This window comes from Ruegeria sp. BB6, assembly GCF_056539385.1.
Map to the genome: position 1 here is coordinate 511,942 of NZ_JBQFUW010000001.1, position 20,816 is coordinate 532,757.

At 53.3% G+C, this 20,816-nt stretch carries 20 protein-coding genes and 1 pseudogene; 8 read left to right on the plus strand and 13 right to left on the minus strand.

Annotated elements, in window-relative coordinates:
• Positions 1 to 5: 5 nt before the first annotated feature.
• The 4 genes from ACR0B7_RS02500 to ACR0B7_RS02515 form a co-directional block, all read right to left on the minus strand.
• On the minus strand, positions 6 to 1,361 hold the full coding sequence (locus ACR0B7_RS02500) for an amidase (protein WP_170486368.1): 1,356 nt from the start codon (positions 1,359 to 1,361) through the stop codon (positions 6 to 8).
• Positions 1,358 to 2,722 (minus strand): TRAP transporter large permease, encoded by a 1,365-nt coding sequence (locus tag ACR0B7_RS02505; RefSeq protein WP_170486367.1) that lies wholly within the window; start codon positions 2,720 to 2,722, stop codon positions 1,358 to 1,360. Before ACR0B7_RS02505 ends, ACR0B7_RS02500 begins: the two co-directional genes overlap by 4 nt.
• Complete coding sequence (locus ACR0B7_RS02510) at positions 2,715 to 3,323, minus strand: TRAP transporter small permease subunit (protein ID WP_170486366.1); 609 nt, start codon at positions 3,321 to 3,323, stop codon at positions 2,715 to 2,717. The genes ACR0B7_RS02505 and ACR0B7_RS02510 overlap by 8 nt, the downstream gene beginning before the upstream one ends.
• An 81-nt stretch (positions 3,324 to 3,404) precedes the next feature.
• Positions 3,405 to 4,499 (minus strand): TRAP transporter substrate-binding protein, encoded by a 1,095-nt coding sequence (locus ACR0B7_RS02515; protein ID WP_170486365.1) that lies wholly within the window; start codon positions 4,497 to 4,499, stop codon positions 3,405 to 3,407.
• 231 nt (positions 4,500 to 4,730) lie between these two features.
• Between ACR0B7_RS02515 and ACR0B7_RS02520 the strand changes: the two genes are divergently transcribed.
• Positions 4,731 to 5,564, plus strand: coding sequence for an IclR family transcriptional regulator (locus ACR0B7_RS02520; protein WP_170486364.1), 834 nt, complete (start codon positions 4,731 to 4,733; stop codon positions 5,562 to 5,564).
• A gap of 118 nt (positions 5,565 to 5,682) precedes the next feature.
• Here the strand turns inward: ACR0B7_RS02520 and ACR0B7_RS02525 are convergent, their stop codons facing one another.
• Together ACR0B7_RS02525 and ACR0B7_RS02530 are read right to left on the minus strand one after the other, a co-directional pair.
• Positions 5,683 to 6,483, minus strand: a complete 801-nt coding sequence (locus ACR0B7_RS02525) for a glutathione S-transferase family protein (protein WP_170571392.1) — start codon at positions 6,481 to 6,483, stop codon at positions 5,683 to 5,685.
• 4 nt (positions 6,484 to 6,487) lie between these two features.
• A complete protein-coding gene (locus ACR0B7_RS02530; RefSeq protein ID WP_170566140.1) occupies positions 6,488 to 6,931 on the minus strand; it encodes a cupin domain-containing protein in 444 nt (147 codons plus the stop codon).
• 43 nt (positions 6,932 to 6,974) lie between these two features.
• Between ACR0B7_RS02530 and ACR0B7_RS02535 the strand changes: the two genes are divergently transcribed.
• From ACR0B7_RS02535 to ACR0B7_RS02555, 5 genes are all read left to right on the plus strand, one after another.
• Positions 6,975 to 7,976: a LysR family transcriptional regulator gene (locus ACR0B7_RS02535; protein WP_480680847.1), complete on the plus strand. Its 1,002-nt coding sequence runs from the start codon at positions 6,975 to 6,977 to the stop codon at positions 7,974 to 7,976.
• 198 nt (positions 7,977 to 8,174) lie between these two features.
• Positions 8,175 to 8,801, plus strand: a complete 627-nt coding sequence (locus ACR0B7_RS02540) for an amino acid synthesis family protein (protein ID WP_480680848.1) — start codon at positions 8,175 to 8,177, stop codon at positions 8,799 to 8,801.
• A 98-nt stretch (positions 8,802 to 8,899) separates the two neighbouring features.
• Entirely contained in the window at positions 8,900 to 9,136 is a 237-nt protein-coding gene (locus ACR0B7_RS02545) for an ester cyclase (RefSeq protein WP_480680850.1), read from the plus strand.
• A 35-nt stretch (positions 9,137 to 9,171) separates the two neighbouring features.
• Positions 9,172 to 9,399 (plus strand): hypothetical protein, encoded by a 228-nt coding sequence (locus tag ACR0B7_RS02550; protein WP_170486360.1) that lies wholly within the window; start codon positions 9,172 to 9,174, stop codon positions 9,397 to 9,399.
• A 43-nt stretch (positions 9,400 to 9,442) separates the two neighbouring features.
• Positions 9,443 to 11,059 (plus strand): MFS transporter, encoded by a 1,617-nt coding sequence (locus ACR0B7_RS02555; protein ID WP_170486359.1) that lies wholly within the window; start codon positions 9,443 to 9,445, stop codon positions 11,057 to 11,059.
• Here the strand turns inward: ACR0B7_RS02555 and ACR0B7_RS02560 are convergent, their stop codons facing one another.
• Positions 11,060 to 12,628: a S1 family peptidase gene (locus ACR0B7_RS02560; protein ID WP_170486358.1), complete on the minus strand. Its 1,569-nt coding sequence runs from the start codon at positions 12,626 to 12,628 to the stop codon at positions 11,060 to 11,062.
• Positions 12,629 to 12,871: 243 nt separating this feature from the next.
• Positions 12,872 to 13,456: an Hsp20/alpha crystallin family protein gene (locus tag ACR0B7_RS02565; RefSeq protein ID WP_170576664.1), complete on the minus strand. Its 585-nt coding sequence runs from the start codon at positions 13,454 to 13,456 to the stop codon at positions 12,872 to 12,874.
• A 197-nt stretch (positions 13,457 to 13,653) separates the two neighbouring features.
• On the opposite strand from ACR0B7_RS02565, the gene ACR0B7_RS02570 reads away from it, so the two are divergent.
• Positions 13,654 to 14,958 carry a ferredoxin reductase family protein gene (locus ACR0B7_RS02570; protein ID WP_170486356.1) on the plus strand — a complete coding sequence of 435 codons (1,305 nt, stop codon included), beginning with the start codon at positions 13,654 to 13,656 and terminating at the stop codon, positions 14,956 to 14,958.
• 336 nt (positions 14,959 to 15,294) lie between these two features.
• Positions 15,295 to 15,858, plus strand: coding sequence for a flavodoxin domain-containing protein (locus ACR0B7_RS02575; RefSeq protein WP_170486355.1), 564 nt, complete (start codon positions 15,295 to 15,297; stop codon positions 15,856 to 15,858).
• 76 nt (positions 15,859 to 15,934) lie between these two features.
• Here the strand turns inward: ACR0B7_RS02575 and ACR0B7_RS02580 are convergent, their stop codons facing one another.
• The 5 genes and pseudogenes from ACR0B7_RS02580 to ACR0B7_RS02600 form a co-directional block, all read right to left on the minus strand.
• Positions 15,935 to 16,780: a universal stress protein gene (locus ACR0B7_RS02580; RefSeq protein ID WP_170576665.1), complete on the minus strand. Its 846-nt coding sequence runs from the start codon at positions 16,778 to 16,780 to the stop codon at positions 15,935 to 15,937.
• An 88-nt stretch (positions 16,781 to 16,868) separates the two neighbouring features.
• Complete coding sequence (locus tag ACR0B7_RS02585) at positions 16,869 to 17,246, minus strand: nuclear transport factor 2 family protein (RefSeq protein ID WP_170576666.1); 378 nt, start codon at positions 17,244 to 17,246, stop codon at positions 16,869 to 16,871.
• Positions 17,247 to 17,377: 131 nt separating this feature from the next.
• A pseudogene (locus tag ACR0B7_RS02590) lies at positions 17,378 to 17,555 on the minus strand (IS6 family transposase); the annotation flags it as partial.
• 264 nt (positions 17,556 to 17,819) lie between these two features.
• Complete coding sequence (locus tag ACR0B7_RS02595) at positions 17,820 to 19,490, minus strand: amidohydrolase (RefSeq protein ID WP_170418123.1); 1,671 nt, start codon at positions 19,488 to 19,490, stop codon at positions 17,820 to 17,822.
• Positions 19,491 to 19,519: 29 nt separating this feature from the next.
• Positions 19,520 to 20,740, minus strand: a complete 1,221-nt coding sequence (locus tag ACR0B7_RS02600; protein ID WP_170576667.1) for a serine hydrolase domain-containing protein — start codon at positions 20,738 to 20,740, stop codon at positions 19,520 to 19,522.
• Positions 20,741 to 20,816: the final 76 nt, after the last annotated feature.

Sequence of the window (20,816 nt, forward strand, 5' to 3'; positions counted from 1 at the left end):
ACGTTTTACTCTCCCTTTTGTTCCTGAGCTCGTAAGCTGCGTTGAACCCAGGATGCCGTGCGTAAAAGCCGGCCATCCTCTTCGATAGCCCCAATAAGCTGAACGCCGATGGGCAGGTCGTTCTGCCCGACCAGCAAAGGCAGCGAGAGGCATGGCAAACCCGCAAGTGTCCAGGTCAGACAAAAAACGGAATCGCCGGTGTGCCCCACAGTCAGTGGAACAGCTTCTCCTGTTGCTGCCGGGGCCAAGATTGCATCGAATTCGTTGAAATACTCTGCAAAAAAGCCTTGAGCAGATGCCATGACGGACAAGGCATCTTCGTATTGGGCCTCGCTGATATTTGCACCGCGATTTATTGCGGAGTGCATCTCGGCGCTAATTTCCGACCAATGGGCATCTGAAACTTCCATCATATTCTGTCGAATTTCGTAGTCATAGATCGTTTTGTGTACGTTGATGAGATCAGCCAGTTGAGGGGATACCGAAAAGCGCTCGACCCGGCCGCCTAGGCTGTCAATCACTGCATTCAGACCATCAAGGGCATCTGCATCGAGGCGGTCGTTGAACGGAAAATCCAGCCAGGCAATGTTCGGCTCGACCGGAACGTCCGCCTTAGCGCCGGTCAACATTTCCGCGCGTGGCCGAGCAAAGCTGGCAGGATCGCTTTGGTCATATCCGGCCACCACATCTGCCAGCAAAGCGACATCCTCAAGCGAGTTGGCAAACCCCCCAACGTGATCCAAAGAAACCGACGTCCTGAAAACCCCGCTGCGCGAGATCATTCCACGGGTCGGCTTGAAGCCAAAAACGCCGCAGAACGAGGCCGGACGGATGACCGACCCGCCGGTCTGTGTCCCGATAGCCAAAGGTACGTGTCTGGCTGCTACGGCTGCGGCCGATCCGCTTGAAGACCCCCCAGGTGTTCTATTCTGGTCGAAGGGGTTGGTGGTGTCGGTCGGATGCATAAAGGCAAACTCGGTTGTCTTTGTCTTGCCCATGATGACAGCGCCAGATTCTCGAAGTAGTTCAACTAGCCTTGCATCTGTTTCAGGTCGTCGGCCCTCAAAGATCGGTGTCCCCCGCTGGGTGGGCATATCTTTTGTGTCGACAATGTCCTTCAGCGCTACGGGCACACCATGCAGCGGACCAGTTGCCCGGCCTGCCTTTCTGATGCGATCCAACTCGCGGGCCTGATCCAGCGCTAAGCCTGCGTCAAGGTAAGCCCACGCGCGCAAAACACTGTCGGTTTCCTCGATACGCTTCAGGCAGTCTTCAACTAGTGCTTCGGAAGAAAAACGTCCGTCCCGAATGCCCTCGGCGGATTGGACCGCCGAGAACAATGACAGATCATGCTTGGTCATGGCACCCAAACCCCAAATAGGTAGTCAGGCAACCAAAGCGCGATGCCCGGGAACTGGTACATGAGCACCATGCAAAGGATCACGATGGCCAGATAGGGCATCAAACCTTTGAAGATCTCCATCAGTTGGATCTGGTTCTTGAGAACCCCTTTTAGGTAGTACGCTGACATGGCCATCGGCGGCGTCAGAAACGAGGTCTGCAAGTTGAGAGCAACCAGCATCGCGAAGAAATACGGGTTGACCCCAAAGGTCTCCAGCATAGGCAGAAAGATCGGCACGAAGATGATGAGGATCTCGGACCATTCAAGCGGCCAGCCAAGCAGGAAGATGATCAACTGAGCTAGTACCAAGAACTGCCAAGGTTGCAGATTCATGCCAACGACCCAATGCTCGATAACGTCATGTCCACCGAGATACGAAAAGATCGACGCAAAGGTCCATGAACCCACGAACAACCAGCACACCATTGCGGTGGCCTTGGCAGTTAGGAAAACGCTTTGTTTAACCTTGTCCCATGTGAGCGACCTGTAAAGCATCGCTAGCACCAGTCCGCCCAATGCGCCCATTGCAGCTGCTTCAGCCGGGGTCGCCAAGCCTCCTAGAATTGAGCCAAGTACCAGCATGATCAAAACGGTTAAAGGTACAAATGATACCAACAGGTCCATATAGATCTGGCGTTTTGGAGGAATGTCGTCCTCTTGCGGCTTCGGTGCCAGCGATGGATTCAACCAAACGCGTACCATCACGTAGACGATGTACAAACCCGCCAGCAGCAATCCCGGAAAAACCGCCGCAGCATACAAACGCAATGGCGAAAGCTCAGCAATTGCGGCATAGACGATCAACATAATCGAAGGCGGGATCAGAATGCCCAAAGTACCGCCCGCGCAGATAACGCCAGAAGCGAAGCTACGTTGATACCCTGCATTTGCCATCGCTGGATAGGCCAGCAGGCCCATAAGGGTAACAACCGCGCCAACAATCCCGGACGCCGTTGAGAATACAGCACAGGTCAGAAGTGCGGCGATTGCCAGTGACCCGGGTAGGTTTCGGGCAGCCATATACAGTGAGAAGAACAGACGATCGACGATGTTCGCTCGCTCAACCACGTAACCCATAAATAAGAATAATGGGATTGCAACAAGCGTGTCGTTCTCCATCACCGAGTAGGTGTTTTGGTTGAGAAGATAGAAGATGTTGTTGTTGAAAATATCCGCGATGCTCTCTGGCGCGGACTGGTAATAGGCGTAGTACCCAAATCCAACACCCATAGCGAGCAGTGTGAATGCGATTGGAAAGCCCAGCAGCACCAAAACAATGAAGAGGCTGAGCATCAAGATGGCGACCTGAGGATCAGTCATCGTTGCGGCCTCCTTCTTCGGTGCCCGTAGTCCGAATTTTGTCGATAGTCTCTTCCATCAACATGTCCTCGGTCTCGCGCACGTCATCTAGCCGCTCAAGCCAGACACCATTTCGCATTGCCAGCCAGCATCGCGCCATTTCCGCAAGTCCTTGCAACATCAACAAGAAACCAGCAACTGGGATCAGAGTTTTGAAGAAGTAGATTTGGATTCGGGCGGGGCTGTTCCAGCTGACCTCTTCATAGCGCCAACTGTCTTTCGCTATCTCCCATCCGTACCAAAACAACGCGAACATGCCGGGGAAGAAGAAGAGGATGTAAAGAACGAAATCGACACGGGCCTGCCAGCGGACAGAGAACAATCGATACAGAACGTCGCCCCTGACATGAGCATCTTGAGCCAATGCATATGCCCCGGCCATTAGGAACAAAGCGCCGTACATTTGGACCATCATATCGAACGCCCAGACGGTTGGCTTGTTAAGCACATAACGGACGAACACTTCGTAGGACACGGAAAGTGTCAATATTAGGATGCACCATCCGAAGGCTTTGCCGACCCATTGGCTTAGCCCTTCGATGGCGTGGATTGTCTTGATCAAGGTCAGTTCCTCGCCTGTTCTGCCCGGAGTTTAGGAAGCCGCACAGCTGCGCGGCTTCCAATCTTCAGAGATCGTCAGACCTCAACCGAAATAGTGCTTGTAAGCCAGTTTGTAGTCCGGCTGGTTCAAGTTGAGGTAGTTCATCACTGTTTTTGCGTAGGCCTTCTGGCTATCGACAACTTTGGCAAAGAATGGATCTTCATTTGAGATCCGATCGACCACAACGTCCCAAGCCTCCAGTTGCGCCTGCATCACACTGTCGGGCGTGCGATACACGTTCACTCCTTGCTCTTCGGCCAGCGTTACCAAGTCATCTGCGTAACGCTTTGTGTTGTTCCAATAGAAGTTGGAGTTTTCGGCCTCTGAAGCATACTTAAGGATTGCTTGAAGCTCGGGCGCCAGAGCGTTGAACTTGTCTTTGTTGAAGGTAACTTCGAAGAACTCCTGACTTTGGTGGAAGGATGCCAGGTGATAATGCTTCGACACGTCCTGCATGCCAAAGTCGCGGTCGGATGTCGGGTTGTTGAACTCGGCCGCGTCGATAAGGCCAGATTTCATTGCGGGCTGGATTTCGCCGCCAGGAAGCTGCACTACCGACATACCCATCTCAAGCAAAACATCCGCCGCAAGTCCAACGGTACGATACTTCAAGCCGTTCATTTGATCAGAGCTTGTGATCTCTTCTTTGAACCAGCCCAACGGTTGTGCCGGCATTGGCGAGTTAAAGAAGGACACGACGTTCAATCCGAGGATTCCCATCAACTCGTCGAACAGTTCCTGCCCGCCGCCGTAGTTTACCCAACCCAGGACTTCTTGGCTTGACCATCCAAAGCACGGACCAGTCCCAAACAGCGACGCTGTCTTGGATTTAGAGTACCAGTAAGCCGGTACATAGTGCGCTGCATCCAGTACGCCGCGATGAACCGCGTCCTGCATTTGACTAGTTTTCACGACCGAGTTCACAGGCAGTAGCTCAATCGTCAGCTTGCCGCCGGACATTTCGTTGACGCGATTTACGTAAGACTGTGCATTTTCAAGAAAGATGCCGCCGCCCCAGGCAGCTTGCATCTTGAGGTTTGTTCCTTCCTGCGCATGGACCGCCGGGGCCGCGAGCGCACCAGCGCCCACAACAGCAGAGCCACGCAGAAAATTTCTGCGGTTCAAAGATTTTGTCATGTTTCCTCCCTTGACTGCGCCATCTCCGTTTTCTGCTTCGGTGCTGGCGCCAATCCGCTGTTAAGCGAATGAGGATAACGATAAATCAGATTCCAAAATTTTCAAAATATTTTGGAATAACCTTCTTTTTTCAGTTTAAACTGCTATTAAACTACTGAAATAAATTGATTAATATTTTTCATTTTTTTACTGTTACTGCCGAGCTAGAATCTTAAGCTAAGAAACAGCGCATTGGTTTCACTGATTATGAACGAACATAAAACTGCCAATCGTCGAGGACGTCCGCGACTGAAGTCGAATGAAGAGAACATCGGCGCACCACCTGTTGGGGCACTTGATCGCGGTATTCGTGTCTTGATCTACATAGCCGACACACGCTCTACTACGCTTGCTGAGATTTCAAAGGTTACACAGATACCGCCTGCAACGGCACACAGGCTTCTGACAACACTTCAGCAGCGTGGCATGGTTACTCATGATGTTGAGCAAGGCAAATGGCGTATAGGCCCGCAAGCTTATCGCATTGGCAGCACCTTTGAAGAAGGGTCAAACTTGCTGGAAGTTGCACCGCCAGTTATGAGGGTGCTGTCAGAAGAAACTGGAGAGACTGCAAATCTAGCAATCGAGGAAGGTGGGCAATTGCTCTACCTTACCCAAGTCGAATCCGACAATCCGATAAGGGCCTCTTTCAAGAACGGGACAGCGGCTTTTTTTCACACATCCGGTGTGGGTAAAGCCATCATGGCCTTTATGGACAAGGATGAGTTAGAGAGTATTTTGACGCCGCTAACACTGGTAAGTCAGACACCAAATTCAATTACTGACATAAAGGAGTTACAGGAAGAGCTCCGTAAATCCAGGCATCGGGGCTGGACGTTGGACGACGAAGAACGTTTCCCAGGCATGCGTTGTATTGCAGCACCTGTATTCGACTCTTTGGGAAAGGTTGTGGCTGGCGTTTCGATCTCGGGACCAATTACAAGATTTCCAGACAGTAAGCTCGAAACTCTGGCGGCATCGGTCGTCAAGGCAGCGACAGATATCTCAGAAAGACTGCAAAGCTAGTCTTTGGGAGATTAACTTCCCGCTAATGAGCATCCCTTTTTTAGGTGTCTGCATTGAGCCCATTTTATCCGATGCCGCGCGGCGCATGAATTTCCGGTACTGGGCATTTAATCGATGGTTAGGCGACAAGGCCCAGCTCTTTGTCGGTGGCTGTCGCTGCATACTTTTCCCTTGGGGGCATGGGTCTCGATTGCCAAGGCGGTTCGAAGGTGAAACTTGAAACGCTGCGACCGTCAGGTAGGGCGCCGTTTCCGGCCCCGAGCGCGTAGTCGTAGTAGAGTTTGACGATCTCTTCTTCAGTCACCTGCGATGTTTCTGGATGCGCCATGCATGCATCACGCCACACTCGTACCCGGTCATAGTCTTTGCCAACGGGTAATTTGAACCCTTCGTAGTAGTCAAGGAACCAAAACCGCTTGAACATCGGGGTAAAAACTGCCTCTGCCAAACCGAAGTCCTCGAACAGGAATGGGCCAGTCGGATTATGATGACGTAGGAAATCATCAAGGTCTCGATAGAGCGCGAGGAGTTTATTCAAATGCTCATCTCGGCGCGCCTGATCCTGATTCATGACAAAGAGATAGCCCGCCATTGTGAAGGGTCCTTCGCGGGCGATCAGCATCGACTCAATGGCATGTTCGGCAGGATCACTGCGGCGTAATGGTGCCCCCGGCAGAGCCTCGTCAAGATAGCGCAGGATCACGAGGCTTTCTTTCAATATACGACCGTCGCTGGTTTCCAGCACCGGCAAGGCTGTCGTCCCCCGGGTCTTGGCCAGCAATTCCGGATCGCGTGGCTTGGTGATGTCTACGACACGAAATTCTACGGCATCCGGCAGTCCCCGCAAAGCCAGTAGGATTTCGAGTCGCTGCGAGAAGGGACAGACGGGGATATGATAGACGATGTGTTTCTTAGTCATGTGTTCAATCCAACGGCGGGCCGGTGAAGGCCATGTTGTGCCGCTTGGCGCTCTCCTCAATGGCGGGCATGTCCTCTGGGATACGGCACTGACCGGCTGCCATGTCGAAAAAGAAACCTTCGAATCCGCCGGGCGTCAGGATCACGAGATGGCGGCAAGGTTCGTCGTCTGTCACCTTGAAGGTATGTTCCTTGCCACGTGGGATGAATACGCTTTCGCCGACCCCTGCGGAAAACTCCTCGCCTTCCAACCAGAACCTGCATGTGCCGGTGACGATTACGAAGGTTTCGTCTTCGTTTTGATGCACGTGGCGTGGAGGGCCGCTACCAGCAGGAGACCAGCTGTCCACAATAGACATAGTGCCACCCGTCTGTTCTGAGGCGAGGATGGTTTTGTATTTTACGCCGAGCCATTCGATGGCTCCGTCGATTTGGGCCAGGTCCTTCATCGTTTCTCTCCATTAGCATTGGATTGAAACGAAAGCGCTTCCGTTGACAGAAGCCTATCCGAAGGCCAACCTATCAGGCAAACCGCAATATCTAATAAAGGATATCGGCCAAGTGAATTTCGCTACACTGGACCTCAACCTTTTGCGCGTGTTGGACGCCCTCTTTAGCGAAGGCTCAACTGTGAAGGCGGCCGACAGGCTAGCGATGTCGCAATCCGCAGTCTCGGGTGCATTGTCGCGTCTTCGTCATGCTTTGGACGACCCCCTTTTTGTCCGGCAGGGAAACCGTTTGGTTGCTACCGATTATGCATCCAATATTGAATCCGGTTTGCGGGAAGAACTCGAACGTCTTGAGGCTTTGCTAGCTCCGCCAGCTACCTTTGATCCGCGAACCGCTGAAGGCACTTTCCGGATCGCTGCCAGCGATTTCTTCGCGGAACTCCTGATGCCACCTTTGGGTGATCGCCTGCAAAAGTCAGCGCCCAATCTACGAGCGCAGCTGGTTGATCTGGTTCCGAATGACTATGTGGCCAGTCTAGAACGACGTAACGCTGACATTGCGCTGATCCCGGATTTGCTCCTGCCGGACTGGGTCAATCGGGAGCCACTCTTCCATTCGCCGTTCCACGTGATAGCTCGCAAGGGAAATCCAAAGCTTGAGGGGCTTCAGGAAGAAACGCAGATGCACATGGATACGTTCTGCGCACTCCACCACGTCTTGTTTTCCCCAGAAGGGAACCTGGCTGCGATGGGTGATGCTGCCCTTAATCGCGTCGGAAAACAGCGACAGGTTGCTATGACAGTACCGGTCTTTAGTGGCGTTTGCCGTGCGGTGAGCGAAAGCGACCTCATCGCGCTTGTACCCGCTCAGCTTGCAAGGAAATTGGCCAAGACATTCGAACTGAACGTGTTCGAACCACCGATGCATATTGAACCAGCGTTGATCATCGGCATCTGGCACAAGCGTTCTGACAACGCCCCGATGGCGGCTTGGATGCGTAGCCAAGTCTTTGAATTAATGAAGGGTCTGGAGTTTGACAGTTAGTTAAACTTTTCCACGTAGAACCCGTCGGATAAATACAAGTTGATGTTTGAAAGACTAAATCGGATTACACGAAACAGCCAATGCAGACATTCGCTCAGCCGCAACGAACGACAGCTTTGTCCGCAAAGCAGTCGTACGAGCAACTAGCAGCGATTGGCCGCTTCGAGCCCAAAGCGGACTTCGTGAACCATCATCTGCATGACAATTGAGAAATTTGAAGTCGACGCGCAGCTGAATTGTCAGCACTATGCCTCAACAAGGCAAATGGGGGTATTCATGGTCGAAACGCGCAAGATTGTATTAGTGCGAGAGCACATAACGCGTGATTCCTTTGGCGAGCCATGCGAACAGGTTTGCCGCGTTGCGGCGGCTGCAGTTTTTCGAAACCCGATTGCAGGCCGTTTCGCAGCTGACCTTTCAGCGCTTTTTGAGATCGGGGCTGAACTTGGGCAACAACTCGCTGAACAAGCCGTTTCGCAGCTTAAAGGAGCGCCCGTATCTTATGGGAAGGCAGCGATTGTTGGGGTCTCCGGAGATATGGAGCACGGTGGCGCAGTCATACATCCCAAACTCGGCGTTCCGATGCGAGCCGCTGCCAATGGAGGCGACGCAGTCATTCCATCCAACGTAAAGATTGGAGCGGCTGGAACTTCAATCGATTTGCCGCTTGGCCACAAAGACAACCCCTGGTCCTTTGATCATTTCGATACAATGACGCTTTATGTACCGGATGGGCCGCGTCCCGAAGAAATAGTCATGTTTTTGGCATATGCCGATCGCGGTCGTCCTATCCCGAGATGCGGAAGTGGACCTGTTAAAACATAGAAGTTTCTTTTGCCATTTTCTTCCCATGAGTGGCCTTCGAATGGTCGGTGTAAGTGCGTGAGCACACTGCCCACACTTAAATGAGAGATATGAAAGCAATGCACCCCACGGAGAAAATAGTTCGGCAGTTTCACGAGTCATGGGATATGCGTGACCCCGACCGAGGCGCAGCTGTAATTGCTGAGGATTGCGACTTTGAGGACATCGCGCGTGGCGAAAAACTTCCCGGAAAGGAAGCATGCAAAGCAGACTACGACCGTTGGCGCGAGGCTTTCCCAGATGGGCTGTGCAAGGTTGAGAATGTCGTGGCCATCTTCCGAAGGTTCTGGCGATAATTCCTAAAGCAACGCAGACACCAGTAGTCGCTACTTTGCTGGTCGCGGCAATCATCGTTCTGTTGACTCAAACCGTACCGATTGGAGCTCTGGCAGAGCGCACATCCCAGATCGTTCTGGGCGTCTTTGTGCTCGTCGACATTTCGCTGATCCTGCTGAAGATGCAGCCGGACGAAGCCGCCAAGCACTTCCGCGTTCCTTTTATGGTACCGATCCTTGGGGTGATCACCAGTGCATTGCTTTTCGGATCTGGATTTCTCTAACTAATTACAACGACCCAAAAGCTTCCACGAGTTACCACGGCATATGACGACTGACCAAACTTCCATAGAATCAAAACTCTGGGCCTGGTGGGATAGAACATTTGTGGATATGGCTCAGCAGCTGCAATGGTCCTATCTGCCGCCATTGATGGTCTATTTTGCGGCCGGCGTGTCCGGCCTAACCTCGGTTGTCGGCGCCTTTTTTCTAAAAAATTACCTCGATTTATCCGCCTCTTTCGTTGCAGGACTCGCATTTTGGGCCGGTATCCCTTGGATCCTCAAAATGCCGCTTGGCCATGTCGTGGACCTGTTCTGGCGCTGGAAGTCCCTGCTGATCCTGTTCGGTGCTTCTCTGATCGCGTTGTCTTTGCTCATAATGTATGGGCTTGTGACCGCTCCCGTGCAGATGTCCAGTTTCATGCCGCTGGAAGACTGGTATGTTGTTGCCTTGCTCTTGGCGCCTTCGGGTTATGCAATTCAGGACGTTGTTGCCGACGCCATGACGGTTGAGGCGGTGCCAAAGGTTGACCAGAACGGCGCACCATTTTCGCCGGAAGAATCTCGTGCACAGCACACAACGATGCAGACCTTGGGCAGAATTTCGATCATTTCCGGGTTTGCGGCGGTTGCGGCTGTAAACATCTGGATTTTCTCTGGAACCGAAGAACTGCAAGAATCCGAACGCCTTGCGCTTTATGGCCAAGTATATCTGATAGCTCTGACCATTCCGGTGTTGTCCGTTAGCGGAGTCGTTCTTCACAGCTTTATCCAGCGTCAGCTTATTAAGCGCGGCCGCCCGCCACATACGCCGGATGAAGCCACCGAAGTCAAATGGTCCATACTGCTCGGCGGCCTTGCATTCGTTGTGCTCAGCATCGTGCTGGGAACCGCAGATTTCGCATTCGCACAAGAGACCGTTTTTGCGGTTTCCCTGACGGTGATCCTTTACCTCATGTCGCGTCTGCTGAAGGAGTTGGAACCAGCCCAAGCCAAAGCCTTGATCGGGACAGCGACAATCATTTTTGTATTTCGTGCCGTTCCGCTACCGGGACCAGGCCTGACATGGTTTGAAATCGATGAACTGGAGTTCGATGAGCAATTCCTGGCAATCCTGGCTTTGTTGACTTCGATGCTGGCCCTGCTCGGGTTAATCGTCCTTCGGCCATTCATGGCCAATCGCTCCATTGCGCATGTGGTGGTGTTGCTAACAATTGCGGCGGGTGTTCTCGCCCTGCCCAACCTTGCCCTATACTACGGTTTACATGAATGGACGGCGGCGCGTACCGGCGGAGTTGTCGACGCAAGATTCATAGCCATTCTTGATACAGCGGTTGAGTCGCCGCTTGGGCAGATCGCCATGGTCCCGATGTTGGCTTGGATCGCACGCAATGCCCCTGTTCAGTTGAAAGCCACCTTCTTCGCGGTGATGGCGTCGTTCACAAACATGGCTTTGTCTGCCAGCAGCCTCAGCACCAAGTATCTCAACCAAACATACGTCGTCACGCGCGCTGTCACCAACCCGGAAACCGGTGAAATCACGTCTACCGCGGACTACAGTCAACTTGGCTACTTGCTGATCTCCGTGGCCGTGATCTCGGTGATCGTTCCACTGGCCACAGTGTTCTTTATTCAAAACACGCGCTTTCGAACGAGCGAATGATCACTGGCTTTCGACCTCTCCTAGCAGAGCTCTGAGATGTGAGACCGTGACGCCGATGTTTGAGCCACCAAACTCAGGCAAGATCGCAGCATTGATGGCAACGACCTCGCCCCGCCGATTCAATGCTGGCCCTCCACTCCCACCGATCGTGGTTTCGGCGTCATAAACGATGGCGTTCCCACTTGTCCGTGCAACTATCCCTCTGCTTGCCAAAGGGTGTATCTTGCCTTGTGTAGAAAGCCGGGACGCGATCGACCAAAAGTTCAACGTTCCTTCTGCTTCCAGTTCCTCTAGAAAGCCCGGACCAGCCTGCGCAATCAAAGCCTTCAAACCCGTTGGATACCCCAACAGATACAGCTCTTCACCAACGCGCGAGGTGGCGTCCGCCAGAGGAATTCCGAGGTCCTGAACGCGGCTTGGCTCAACTGCCAAAATCGCCAAGTCTGCCGCTTCACTGAACCGGGCCAAACGCGCCTCTATTGGTTCCGTCTGATCAGGCAAATAGGCCAGCAGCCTCAACATTTCAGGCTCGAGACCAGCGTCTCTCAGCGCCTTCTCTCGATCCCCTGATGTCCACGGCAACGCAACATGGCGGTTGGTGGCCATCAACGGCACCCCAGCGATCAAAAAACCCGTTCCGGTGAATTGAAATTCTGCAGGTTCGCCTGTCCCGTCCGGTTTGATCCAAGGCTGGCCAAACGGGGTCTTCAGGTTTTCTCCGTTCGGTCCCAACACGTGCCGCAAAATCTTCCCGCTTTCCACGTGGCGCAGCCCATAAGCCCCTTGAATGAACGCGACGGATTGAATCGAGGCAGCGATTACGCGCGTGGGTGCTCCCGCCCGCTGTTCCAAGGTTCCAAGACGTTGTTCAGTCGACAAGACCTGGTTCTCAAAAGCGTCACGCAATGAAGCTAAGTCGTCAGGCGTAAGTGCGTCTTCTCGCGTCTGAGCGAGCATAACCGCGATCGCTTCGATCTTGCGGGACTCCTGTTCGATACTATCCGCCAAGCGCCGGTCGTTTTGGTAAAGCAGGTACCCAAACCCCGCGATCACAAGAAGCGTCGCAAGAACTGTGATCCTGAACAATATCGTGGTTTGAGAGGCAAGCCGCCGCCCACTGTCGCGCAGGGCACCAGACATCTTTTTAGCGAAAGGTCGACGGCTCGTTCGGGTGTAAGCATATGCATCACTGAGGATATCCTCGACTGTATGGTACGCGGGAAATGAGTGATCGCACAACCTATACCGAGACATAGGGCCCTTTTCGCCGAACTCGATCATGTCGCCATGGTAAAGAGACGCCGATGAGGCTTTTTGTCCGTTCACCCATACATTGCGCCCTGCTGACGCGGTTATCGTGTAACCGTCGTCAGCCCACTGTAAGGTGGCAATATCGTTGTCATGCGGAGGCAGGTCGTCTTTAGGTCGAAGGCTTAACACCCTGCCATCGTCAACAGAAACGGTCAGGGCTTTGTCGACCAGCCAGTTCACGTAGCCGCGCGATGGTCCGGTCAGGCTCTCCAGAAAGGCCCGCACCTCACCTTCACCAGCATGTCCTGAGGGTGTCATGCCACTCTCTTCTGGTTTTCGCATTGTGGCCCCCTACCCAAACGCGCGAGGGCATTCTACCACGCTTCAACGCCAAACCCATGGTCTGGTACGAATGTGCAAAAAACACATTTGTACAGATACTTGCGGCGCCTGCGCGGATTCAACCAAAGACACTTATCAGGACGCAACTCTTAGAAGGACGATCCACGATCGACCCTCTACTTTGGTCTTTTCAAGCACTGTATCGATCCACCAAACCGTCTATTTCGACGATACCTTGATCTTGCGGCTTGGATCCTGAGGCTCAGTCTTCGGCATTTCGATATGCAAAATGCCTTTGTCGAATGTTGCTGAAATCTTGTCGATTTCCACAGTGTCTGGCAGCGACATGGCTCTGGAAAAGCTGCCATAGCTTCTTTCGCTGACACGAAGATCGCCCGTTTCATCATGCGCAATCTTCTTCTGACCGCGCAGGATTAGCCTGCGATTCTTGATTTCAATTTCCACATCATCCTCTTCGAGCCCTGGCAATTCAGCCGTCAGGACAATCGTAGAATCCGTTTCTTGGACATCGATTGCCGGTGAAATCGCGCCCGTCATGTCAAGAGACGGAAAACCCGTGCGTTGCGCAGCCGTTTCCATCGGCAGTAAGGGTGATCCTTCCCCAAAAAAACGCGACATCAGGGTTTCCATTTCACGCCGAAAGTTGTCAGAGAGCAGATGCATTCCAGTGAAAAGTTGCGGGGACTTTTTGTCTTCTAGCATTTTGAGCCTCCTCCTTTGGCCTGATTTCACGCGCGCAACATTATGACAGGAAAAGTGGTAAGGGACCTTGATCTTGCGCAAGCATGCAACTTCAGCATCAGCCAGACCGAACGCAGCGGCTGAACGAACAGAAACGGGAAACGTTGTCCACTAAACCTGCCACGTCGTTGTGGAGTTAGCACCATTCTCAGTAGTCTTGATCGGAATCCCAGGTCAGCTTAGCGTTTATTTTGAATGAGCCCGAGTTGCCTACCTTTAGCGCAGTGGAGCAAAACCGTATGAAATGGCCCTATCTGGCGCTGATTTACGTTTTGCTGATCTTGGCTCCCTTGGGTTTTTCTTGGTCTCTGGGATGGCCAACACGATCATTTCATCAAGAGCTCGCGTCCGGGCTTGGAATGCTTGCTTTTTCAATAATCTTAGTCGAGTTCCTGCTGTCTGGGCGGTTCAGGTTCATCTCTTCCGGTCTGGGTATGGATGTAACCATGCGAGCGCATCAGTTGATGGCGCGTACAGCACTCGGCTTTGCGCTGATACACCCGCTGCTATATCAGGGCACGCCTTCGGGCGGACGCCGTCCGTGGGATGAAACAAACCAACTTACGATTTCGACCGACTTTTCTGTGCTGGTATCGGGCATCGGCGCATATTTATTGCTGTTCATTTTGGTCGCCTCAGCAATTGCCCGCAAATCCCTTGATTACAAATACGAAACATGGCGCCTCTTTCACGGGCTGGGAGCCTTGGTGATCGCATGCCTGCTGTTGCATCACACGGTATATGCTGGGCGCTACGGTGGGCATCCGCTACTAACCTATCTCTGGCTTGCCCTAACCAGTATTGCAGTTGGAACTTTGCTGTATGTCTATCTCGTTCGCCCTTTTCGTCAGAGGAAAAGACCGTGGCGCGTCACGTCTGTGTCTCGACTAACACCGAAGCAATGGGAGTTGCGCGTCGTGCCAGATGGTCACAACGGACTAAACTTCGAAGCAGGGCAATTTGCTTGGCTAAACGTCGGCCACAGTGTTTTTTCGCTGCATGAGAACCCTTTCTCGATTAGTTCGGCACCAGCCGAAGGCCCCGAAGTTTCATTCGTGATAAAGGAGCTTGGGGATTTCACATGCGGCCTCGGACAGATCGCTCCGCAAACCACGGCCTATCTAGATGCCCCGCATGGAAATCTGTCGATCAGCCACCGAACTGAGAAAGGCATTGTTCTGATCGCAGGTGGTGTCGGGATCGCGCCCATGTTGAGCATTGTGCGTCAGGTACGGTTGAGTGGAACACAGTACGATCTCAAGCTTATCTATGGCAACCGGGTGGAGGAGCAGATTGCTTTTCGCCAGGAGTTGTCCAAAGAAGAAACAGTATTTGTTCTATCCGAGCCGCCAGAGGATTGGTCCGGAGAGACAGGATTGATCGACGGTCATCTGTTGGACCGCAATTTGTCTTCTGATCAATTTGAAAGCTGGCTTTTTGTTCTCTGCGGCCCCCCTGCCATGATGGACACCGTCGAAGATCATCTGATTGAGCGGGGCACCGCGTCACACCGGATTTTGTCTGAAAGGTTTGACTATGATTAGACTGCTCAGAAACCTGCCCGCACGCCAACAAGTGAAACTCGCAGTGTGGTTGATCAGTATTTCAATCTTCGTCGCTGTCTTGGCCTTTTGCTTAAGGTAGAAAGCTAGACCGCCAGGGGTTGGCTCGCTTCAAGGCTGCCGGCCGAAACGGCAGGTTTTCTTGGAGATGGATGCCGTCACGAACTTCCTTAAAAACATGCTCCGCGTGGACAGCATGAGCATACCGCAACGATCCAGATATGCCGCTATGAAACGCCTTTGATAGAGATCAAGGGCAACGCACGTCACTTATTCATAATATGCAATCTATTCAGACCGATTATTGGGAGGATCGGAATGACCCTACTCATCGCCTTCGCCACGGTCGAAGGCCAAACAGCAAAGATTGCGCGCTTCATCACCGATCTCGCGAAGAATGCCGGTTTCGACGCAAAGCTGATCAATACCGATGAAATGCCCAGCCACGTTTCATTTGACGATGTGGTCAAGGTTATTCTTCTGGCCCCTGTCCACGAGCGCAAGCACCCCAAGTCATTCGAAGCATTTGTCGCTTCAAATAGAGATGCCTTAATGAAGCGAAAGTCCCTCGTGCTTTCCGTCGGTCTAAAAGCTGCTTTCGCGTCAGGTCGAGAAGAAGCACGCGACTATCTTGACGAAATGCTTCTTCGAACAGGTTTTGAACCAAATGCGACGGCTTTGATCGCAGGCGCGGTGAGGCCCGAAAACTACGGGTATTTTGAGAGGGAGATTCTTCAGCACGTCGTCTTGCTCGGTCGAAAAATCGATCCACTAGAAGGGGCAAGGGAGTTTACTGACTGGGATGAACTCACGTCAATTGTGACAGAGTTCCTTGGCGAAAACGGGCGGGCAAACACGCTTCAACCTCAAGCAAACTCTTAAAAAAGTCTCTCAAGTATTTACCGATGAACTTTAATTGCTATGGCTACCAGAAAGTCACAGTCTACGGTTCATTTCATCAGTGTCCGAAAAGCACTGGCAACCCTGTCTGCTCCAACATTGCTTGCGTCGTTCCCCCGAAAATTGACTCACGCAAATGGGAATGCCCATAAGCGCCCATAGCAACGAGGTCGGCCCCCAATTCTCTTGCGCTTTCTTGAATGCAGTGTTCGATCGAGTCCCCACCACACTGGAACTGCGACACGGTCGCCTTGCAACCGTGATGACTGAGCCATCCAGCAATGTCAGTTCCGGGCACTTCACCTTCTACGCCATCAGGCAACGACAAATCAAAACACCCGATCACAACTTCGTTGGCCGCCAGAAAAAAGGGTAAAGCTAAATGCGCGGCCCTAGACGCAGGCAGGCTATCATTCCATGCCAAAAAAATGCAGTCGCGTTGGGCAAACGGATCTCCATTGATCATCAGAGCAACCGGCGAATGAAACAATACTCCGCACGTGATCTTGTGAAATAAATCGGGGTCTTTTCGCAAATCAGCGTCTAGAAAAGCGATATCAGAGCATTTGGCTTGTTCTGCTACAAGTTGCTGTAACTCTGCTCCAAGTCCCATGAAGCCAGTTACATTTGCAGATACGCCCTGCCCAGCAAGAAGCGTTTCAACTTCAGTGGCGCGAGACTTCAGGGCGGCATTTTTCGCGTGAAGAACGTCCAACCAGTTTGAGGGCAGACCCGCCTCAACGAACCTGTTTGATCCATGCTTCAGGTAAGGCAGGTTAGGTAAGGCCGCGATCAATACGCAATTCAAGTGGTCGTTCTGGAAATGGGCAGTTTCAGCGCATTCCAAAATCGACGCGTCCTCAGTTTCAACTCCTACAAAATAAGCCACTGTTCTGTGTTGCATTCCCGACCTCCGCTCGGAGCTTCACTTCGTCCAAGAGCCGTACGCACTGACTAAACAAACAAATAGACAATGTTGTTAGTCGCTCATCTTACTTCGGCAGCATGAAGAACTCTTCCAGCACAATCTTTCCTTCTGCCACCGAGTACACTGCGATCTCGCGTAGGGTCATACGCTCACCCGTAGCCTTCTGAATCACTTCAGCCCTGAAGCGCACTCCAAAGCGGTTGGGTGGGTGGACGTAGGGGCCATCCACGTCTAGTTCTTGGATTTCATGCGATGCCAACCAATCCTCTCTTTTTCCCTTGATGGCTTCTCGCCCCTTGGAAACGCGGAATTGTCGAACCGGAGGCACGACTGCCTCTATCGACTGTGCGTTTTCGGCATACATTTCATCAACACTTGCAAGGCCCTTGCGCTCACGCATGGCCTGGACGAATGATCTTCCGATTTCAATCAACTCTTCCATGTGCCCCCCTGAATTACCATTGACAGTACCACTTCTTGCCCGCGCCAATCTTGACAAGGATCAATAAGCATATCGATGGATACTGTGAGGCCGGTTCGAACAAGTCTCAGCTAGGCCAACAGAGATGTCGCTTATAACGCGCCAAGTTCGCGCCACTCGGCAAGAGCGGCGGTGCCGTGACAACTTGAAGGTGTCTCGGCTGGGAAAGGATCGCCCCTGGTTGAAGTGATTGGATACGGAGGAGTGAACGGCGACGAGCTTCTGCAAACTTCGCATCCGCCTTAACCGCTGCATCGTATGTCGCGAACGGCTGTTTTGTCCGCTGAGCGGCCGTTGGCATCAGATGCAGCGAACGGCTGCTCTGAGCCCGGAGCTGTCGTTCAAGCCGATCGCGGCGAATGGCGGCATCGAGCCCAAAGGCGACTTCGGCAATGACCGCAGCATCCGTCGAAAAGGGCGGGAAGCGGTCATTCGCTGCGCTCGAGGCCAAGGTCTGCTTTGCTGCGCAATGCCGACAATCGTCGCGGCCTGAAAGAAGTTCTCTAAGCACTGATACAATCGATGCTTAGCATTTCAAGCTGTATGCGAAACGGCGCCTCCACAAACGGTCACAGCAATGCGCGCATTTGCTAATTGGTTTTCCTCAATCGAAAACAGGTCCTGTTCGAGAATGGCAATGTCGGCCAGATATCCCGACTTCAGACGGCCCTTTTGATCCTCGTTGAACTCCAGCCACGCATTGTCATGCGAATAAGCGGAAAGCGTGGCCATAAGGCTTTGACGGTTGTCCTGCCAGGGCGATGGCAGCTCATTGCAGTTTACTGCTCCGGCAATCGTCATCATTGTGTCGACGGGAACGACTGGCCAATCCGTCGAGAAGCAAATCTTGGCGCCACTCTCGCGTATTTTGTTCCACGCGAACGCAAAAGGGATTTGCTCGGTTGTCAGAATGTCTCCGGCCGAATAGGGAGAAAACAATCCTCCTGCGGGTGAATGCAATGGTTGAAGAGAGGCAACGACGTCGAGGGCTGCCAGACGGGGCAGATCCAAGGGGTCTATCACCTCGATATGCTCGATCCGGTGTCTGGAATCCCGTGCGCCGTTGGCACTGCGCGCTGCCTCGTAACCGTCCAGCGTGCGCCGAACGGCACCGTCGCCAATTGCGTGCGTGCTGAGTTGCAACCCCATTGCATCAGCGCGAATGCAGGCTTCGTTAAAGTGTTCGGCACTGAATACAGCATCGCCGAGGCTTTCCGGCTTGCCCGGATAAGGCGCGAGCATCAGTGCTGTATAGCTGTCCAGCACGCCATCCATGAACATCTTTACGCGCCCTGACCAAACCATATCCGACGCAAAGCGTCGGCGCATTTCATCGGCCTCTTCCAAACGATCCAGAGGGTCGGTGTTCTTGAGGTGCATGGGCACCTGAACACGGATCGGAAGGCGCCCCTCGGCCTCAAGTTCACTCAGCAGCTCAAGTTGATAGAAGTTGCCGTCCATATTATGCAACCCCGTGATCCCGTGGGAAGCGCAGTGCTTCAGACCACGCAGTATGACTTCCTTATCAAAGGCGCGTTCCTCTGGTGTTGCGGGTGGCACGGGGTCCGCTCCTGTAACATACCCCAGAAGATCGCGCCCTCCCAGTCGCGACAGGCGCAGGACAGGGCCAAAAGCACCGGTTTCGTTCAGTTGACCTTGTGCGGTACCATCCCCAGCCATCACGATTTCCGAACCGGGGGGAACGAGGCCGCCGTGAAGAATGCCCGCCTTTTCCAAGGCAATTGTGTTTGCCCAGACGGTGTGGTGGTCAGCCGACATTAACGCAACCGGGCGCTCGGACAGGATGCGATCCAGATCTTGCCGTGTCGTTGTGACGCCGGGGCCAAGAATTTCGTAGTCGGCGGCGACCCCCATAAGCAATGGTTCGTCGGGGTGCTCGGCCGCAAAGGCTCGCAATGCGTTTGTCAGAACATCCGAGCCCGTCGTTTCGCGCAGGTCCAACATGCCCAACTCGGCCGCTCCACCGAAAAGGTGGACATGGCTATCAATAAAGCCAGGCATGACGGTGCCGCCCGCAGCGTCGATGATTTTGGTTCCATTCCCAGCCAGAGTACGGATATCGTCGGTGTTTCCAACAGCCACAATTATGCCGCCCTGAATCGCCAGGGCCGAAGCCTTCGGCGTGGCGTCGTCAAAGGTCAGGAGAGAACCGTTGAGGATGATCAGATCAGGTTTTGGCGACATGCGGCCTCTTGTGTCTGTGATGGTTTGAACTATTCAAGTGCGCGAATGATTGCCTCGCAGGCACGCACGGCATCGTGGCTAAAGGACTGGATCAGATAGTCGGGCCAGCTGGAAAGCTTGACGATAACCACGTCCGCGGTCAGGTCAATGAAGATCAGTTGACCAAAAACTCCGCGCGCCATGAACACGCCGCGCCTCGGGTCATGAACCCACCAGAACCTTCGGTATGCCCCTTGAGGGGACAGCACGTCATACGGGTCACCGTGCTTTGAAGGGTCCGCTCCCGAACAAATCCCTGAAACCCAGCTTTTCGGCACTACTTGTTGGTCACCAACCTTGCCACCATCAGCCATCATGCGGCCAAAGCGGGCATAGTCCCGAAGTGTTGCGTTGAACCCGCCGTTAGCGAGTGCTGTCTTGGCGTCGTCTACGGTAAAAAAACCCGAATGCACGCAGCCAATCTTTTGCCAGATCCGGTTGGACAAGAGCGAAGCAAGGTCTTCGCCGCTCACACGTTCCAAGGCCCAGGCGATGACATCCGTCTCAATCGAGCGGTAAGAAAACGCCTGCCCATGGGGTCTTTCCCGGGGCAAAGTTAGAATAACATCCCGAATGGTAGGTTTGATTTCTCCCTTGCGAACCGGGCGCCAGCCCGACGCCACATCAACGCGTGTCATGTCACTATCTGGAAAGCCATAATCCTCGGTAAAGCGCACGCCGGATTGCATATCGAGCACCTGATCCACAGTGCATCCGGCATAGCCGGTCCCAGCAAGCTCCGGTACGATATTGTCAAGCGGCTCCGAGAGGTCCAACTTGCCTTCACCGTGAAGCACACCGGCCAGAGAGCCGATCAGGGATTTGGAGACAGATTGCCCCAAATGTGCGGTGTCCGGAGTAAAGTCGTTGGCATATATCTCGGTTAAAAGCCGGTTGCCTTTCAACACTAGGAAGCCATCCGTGTAGCTCTCAGTCAGCCAGTTCCCGACCGATAGTTGGCGGTCATCAAAGGTCTGAAACTCCGTATCTAGCAGGTCACGAGGCGCCTGTATCAGTTCTCGGGTATTTGGGCCCGGACGAACATCGACCGTGGGAAACAGACTACGCATGTTCTGGAATGTCCAGCGGTTGAAAGGGGCGAGGTCCCAGTTCTCGAGAGACGGGCGTTTCTCAGGCGGGGGCGGGAAACCCTGCATGATGCCGATCTCACGCGCTGTTTTGGGCCTGGTGCCGGATTTGCTGTTTTGCATTTTCCATGCTCCCGCAAGGCGACCCAAACAGGGGCCGCAGTCAGGTTAAAAAAAACTTTGGAAGGGGTCGGCCCGA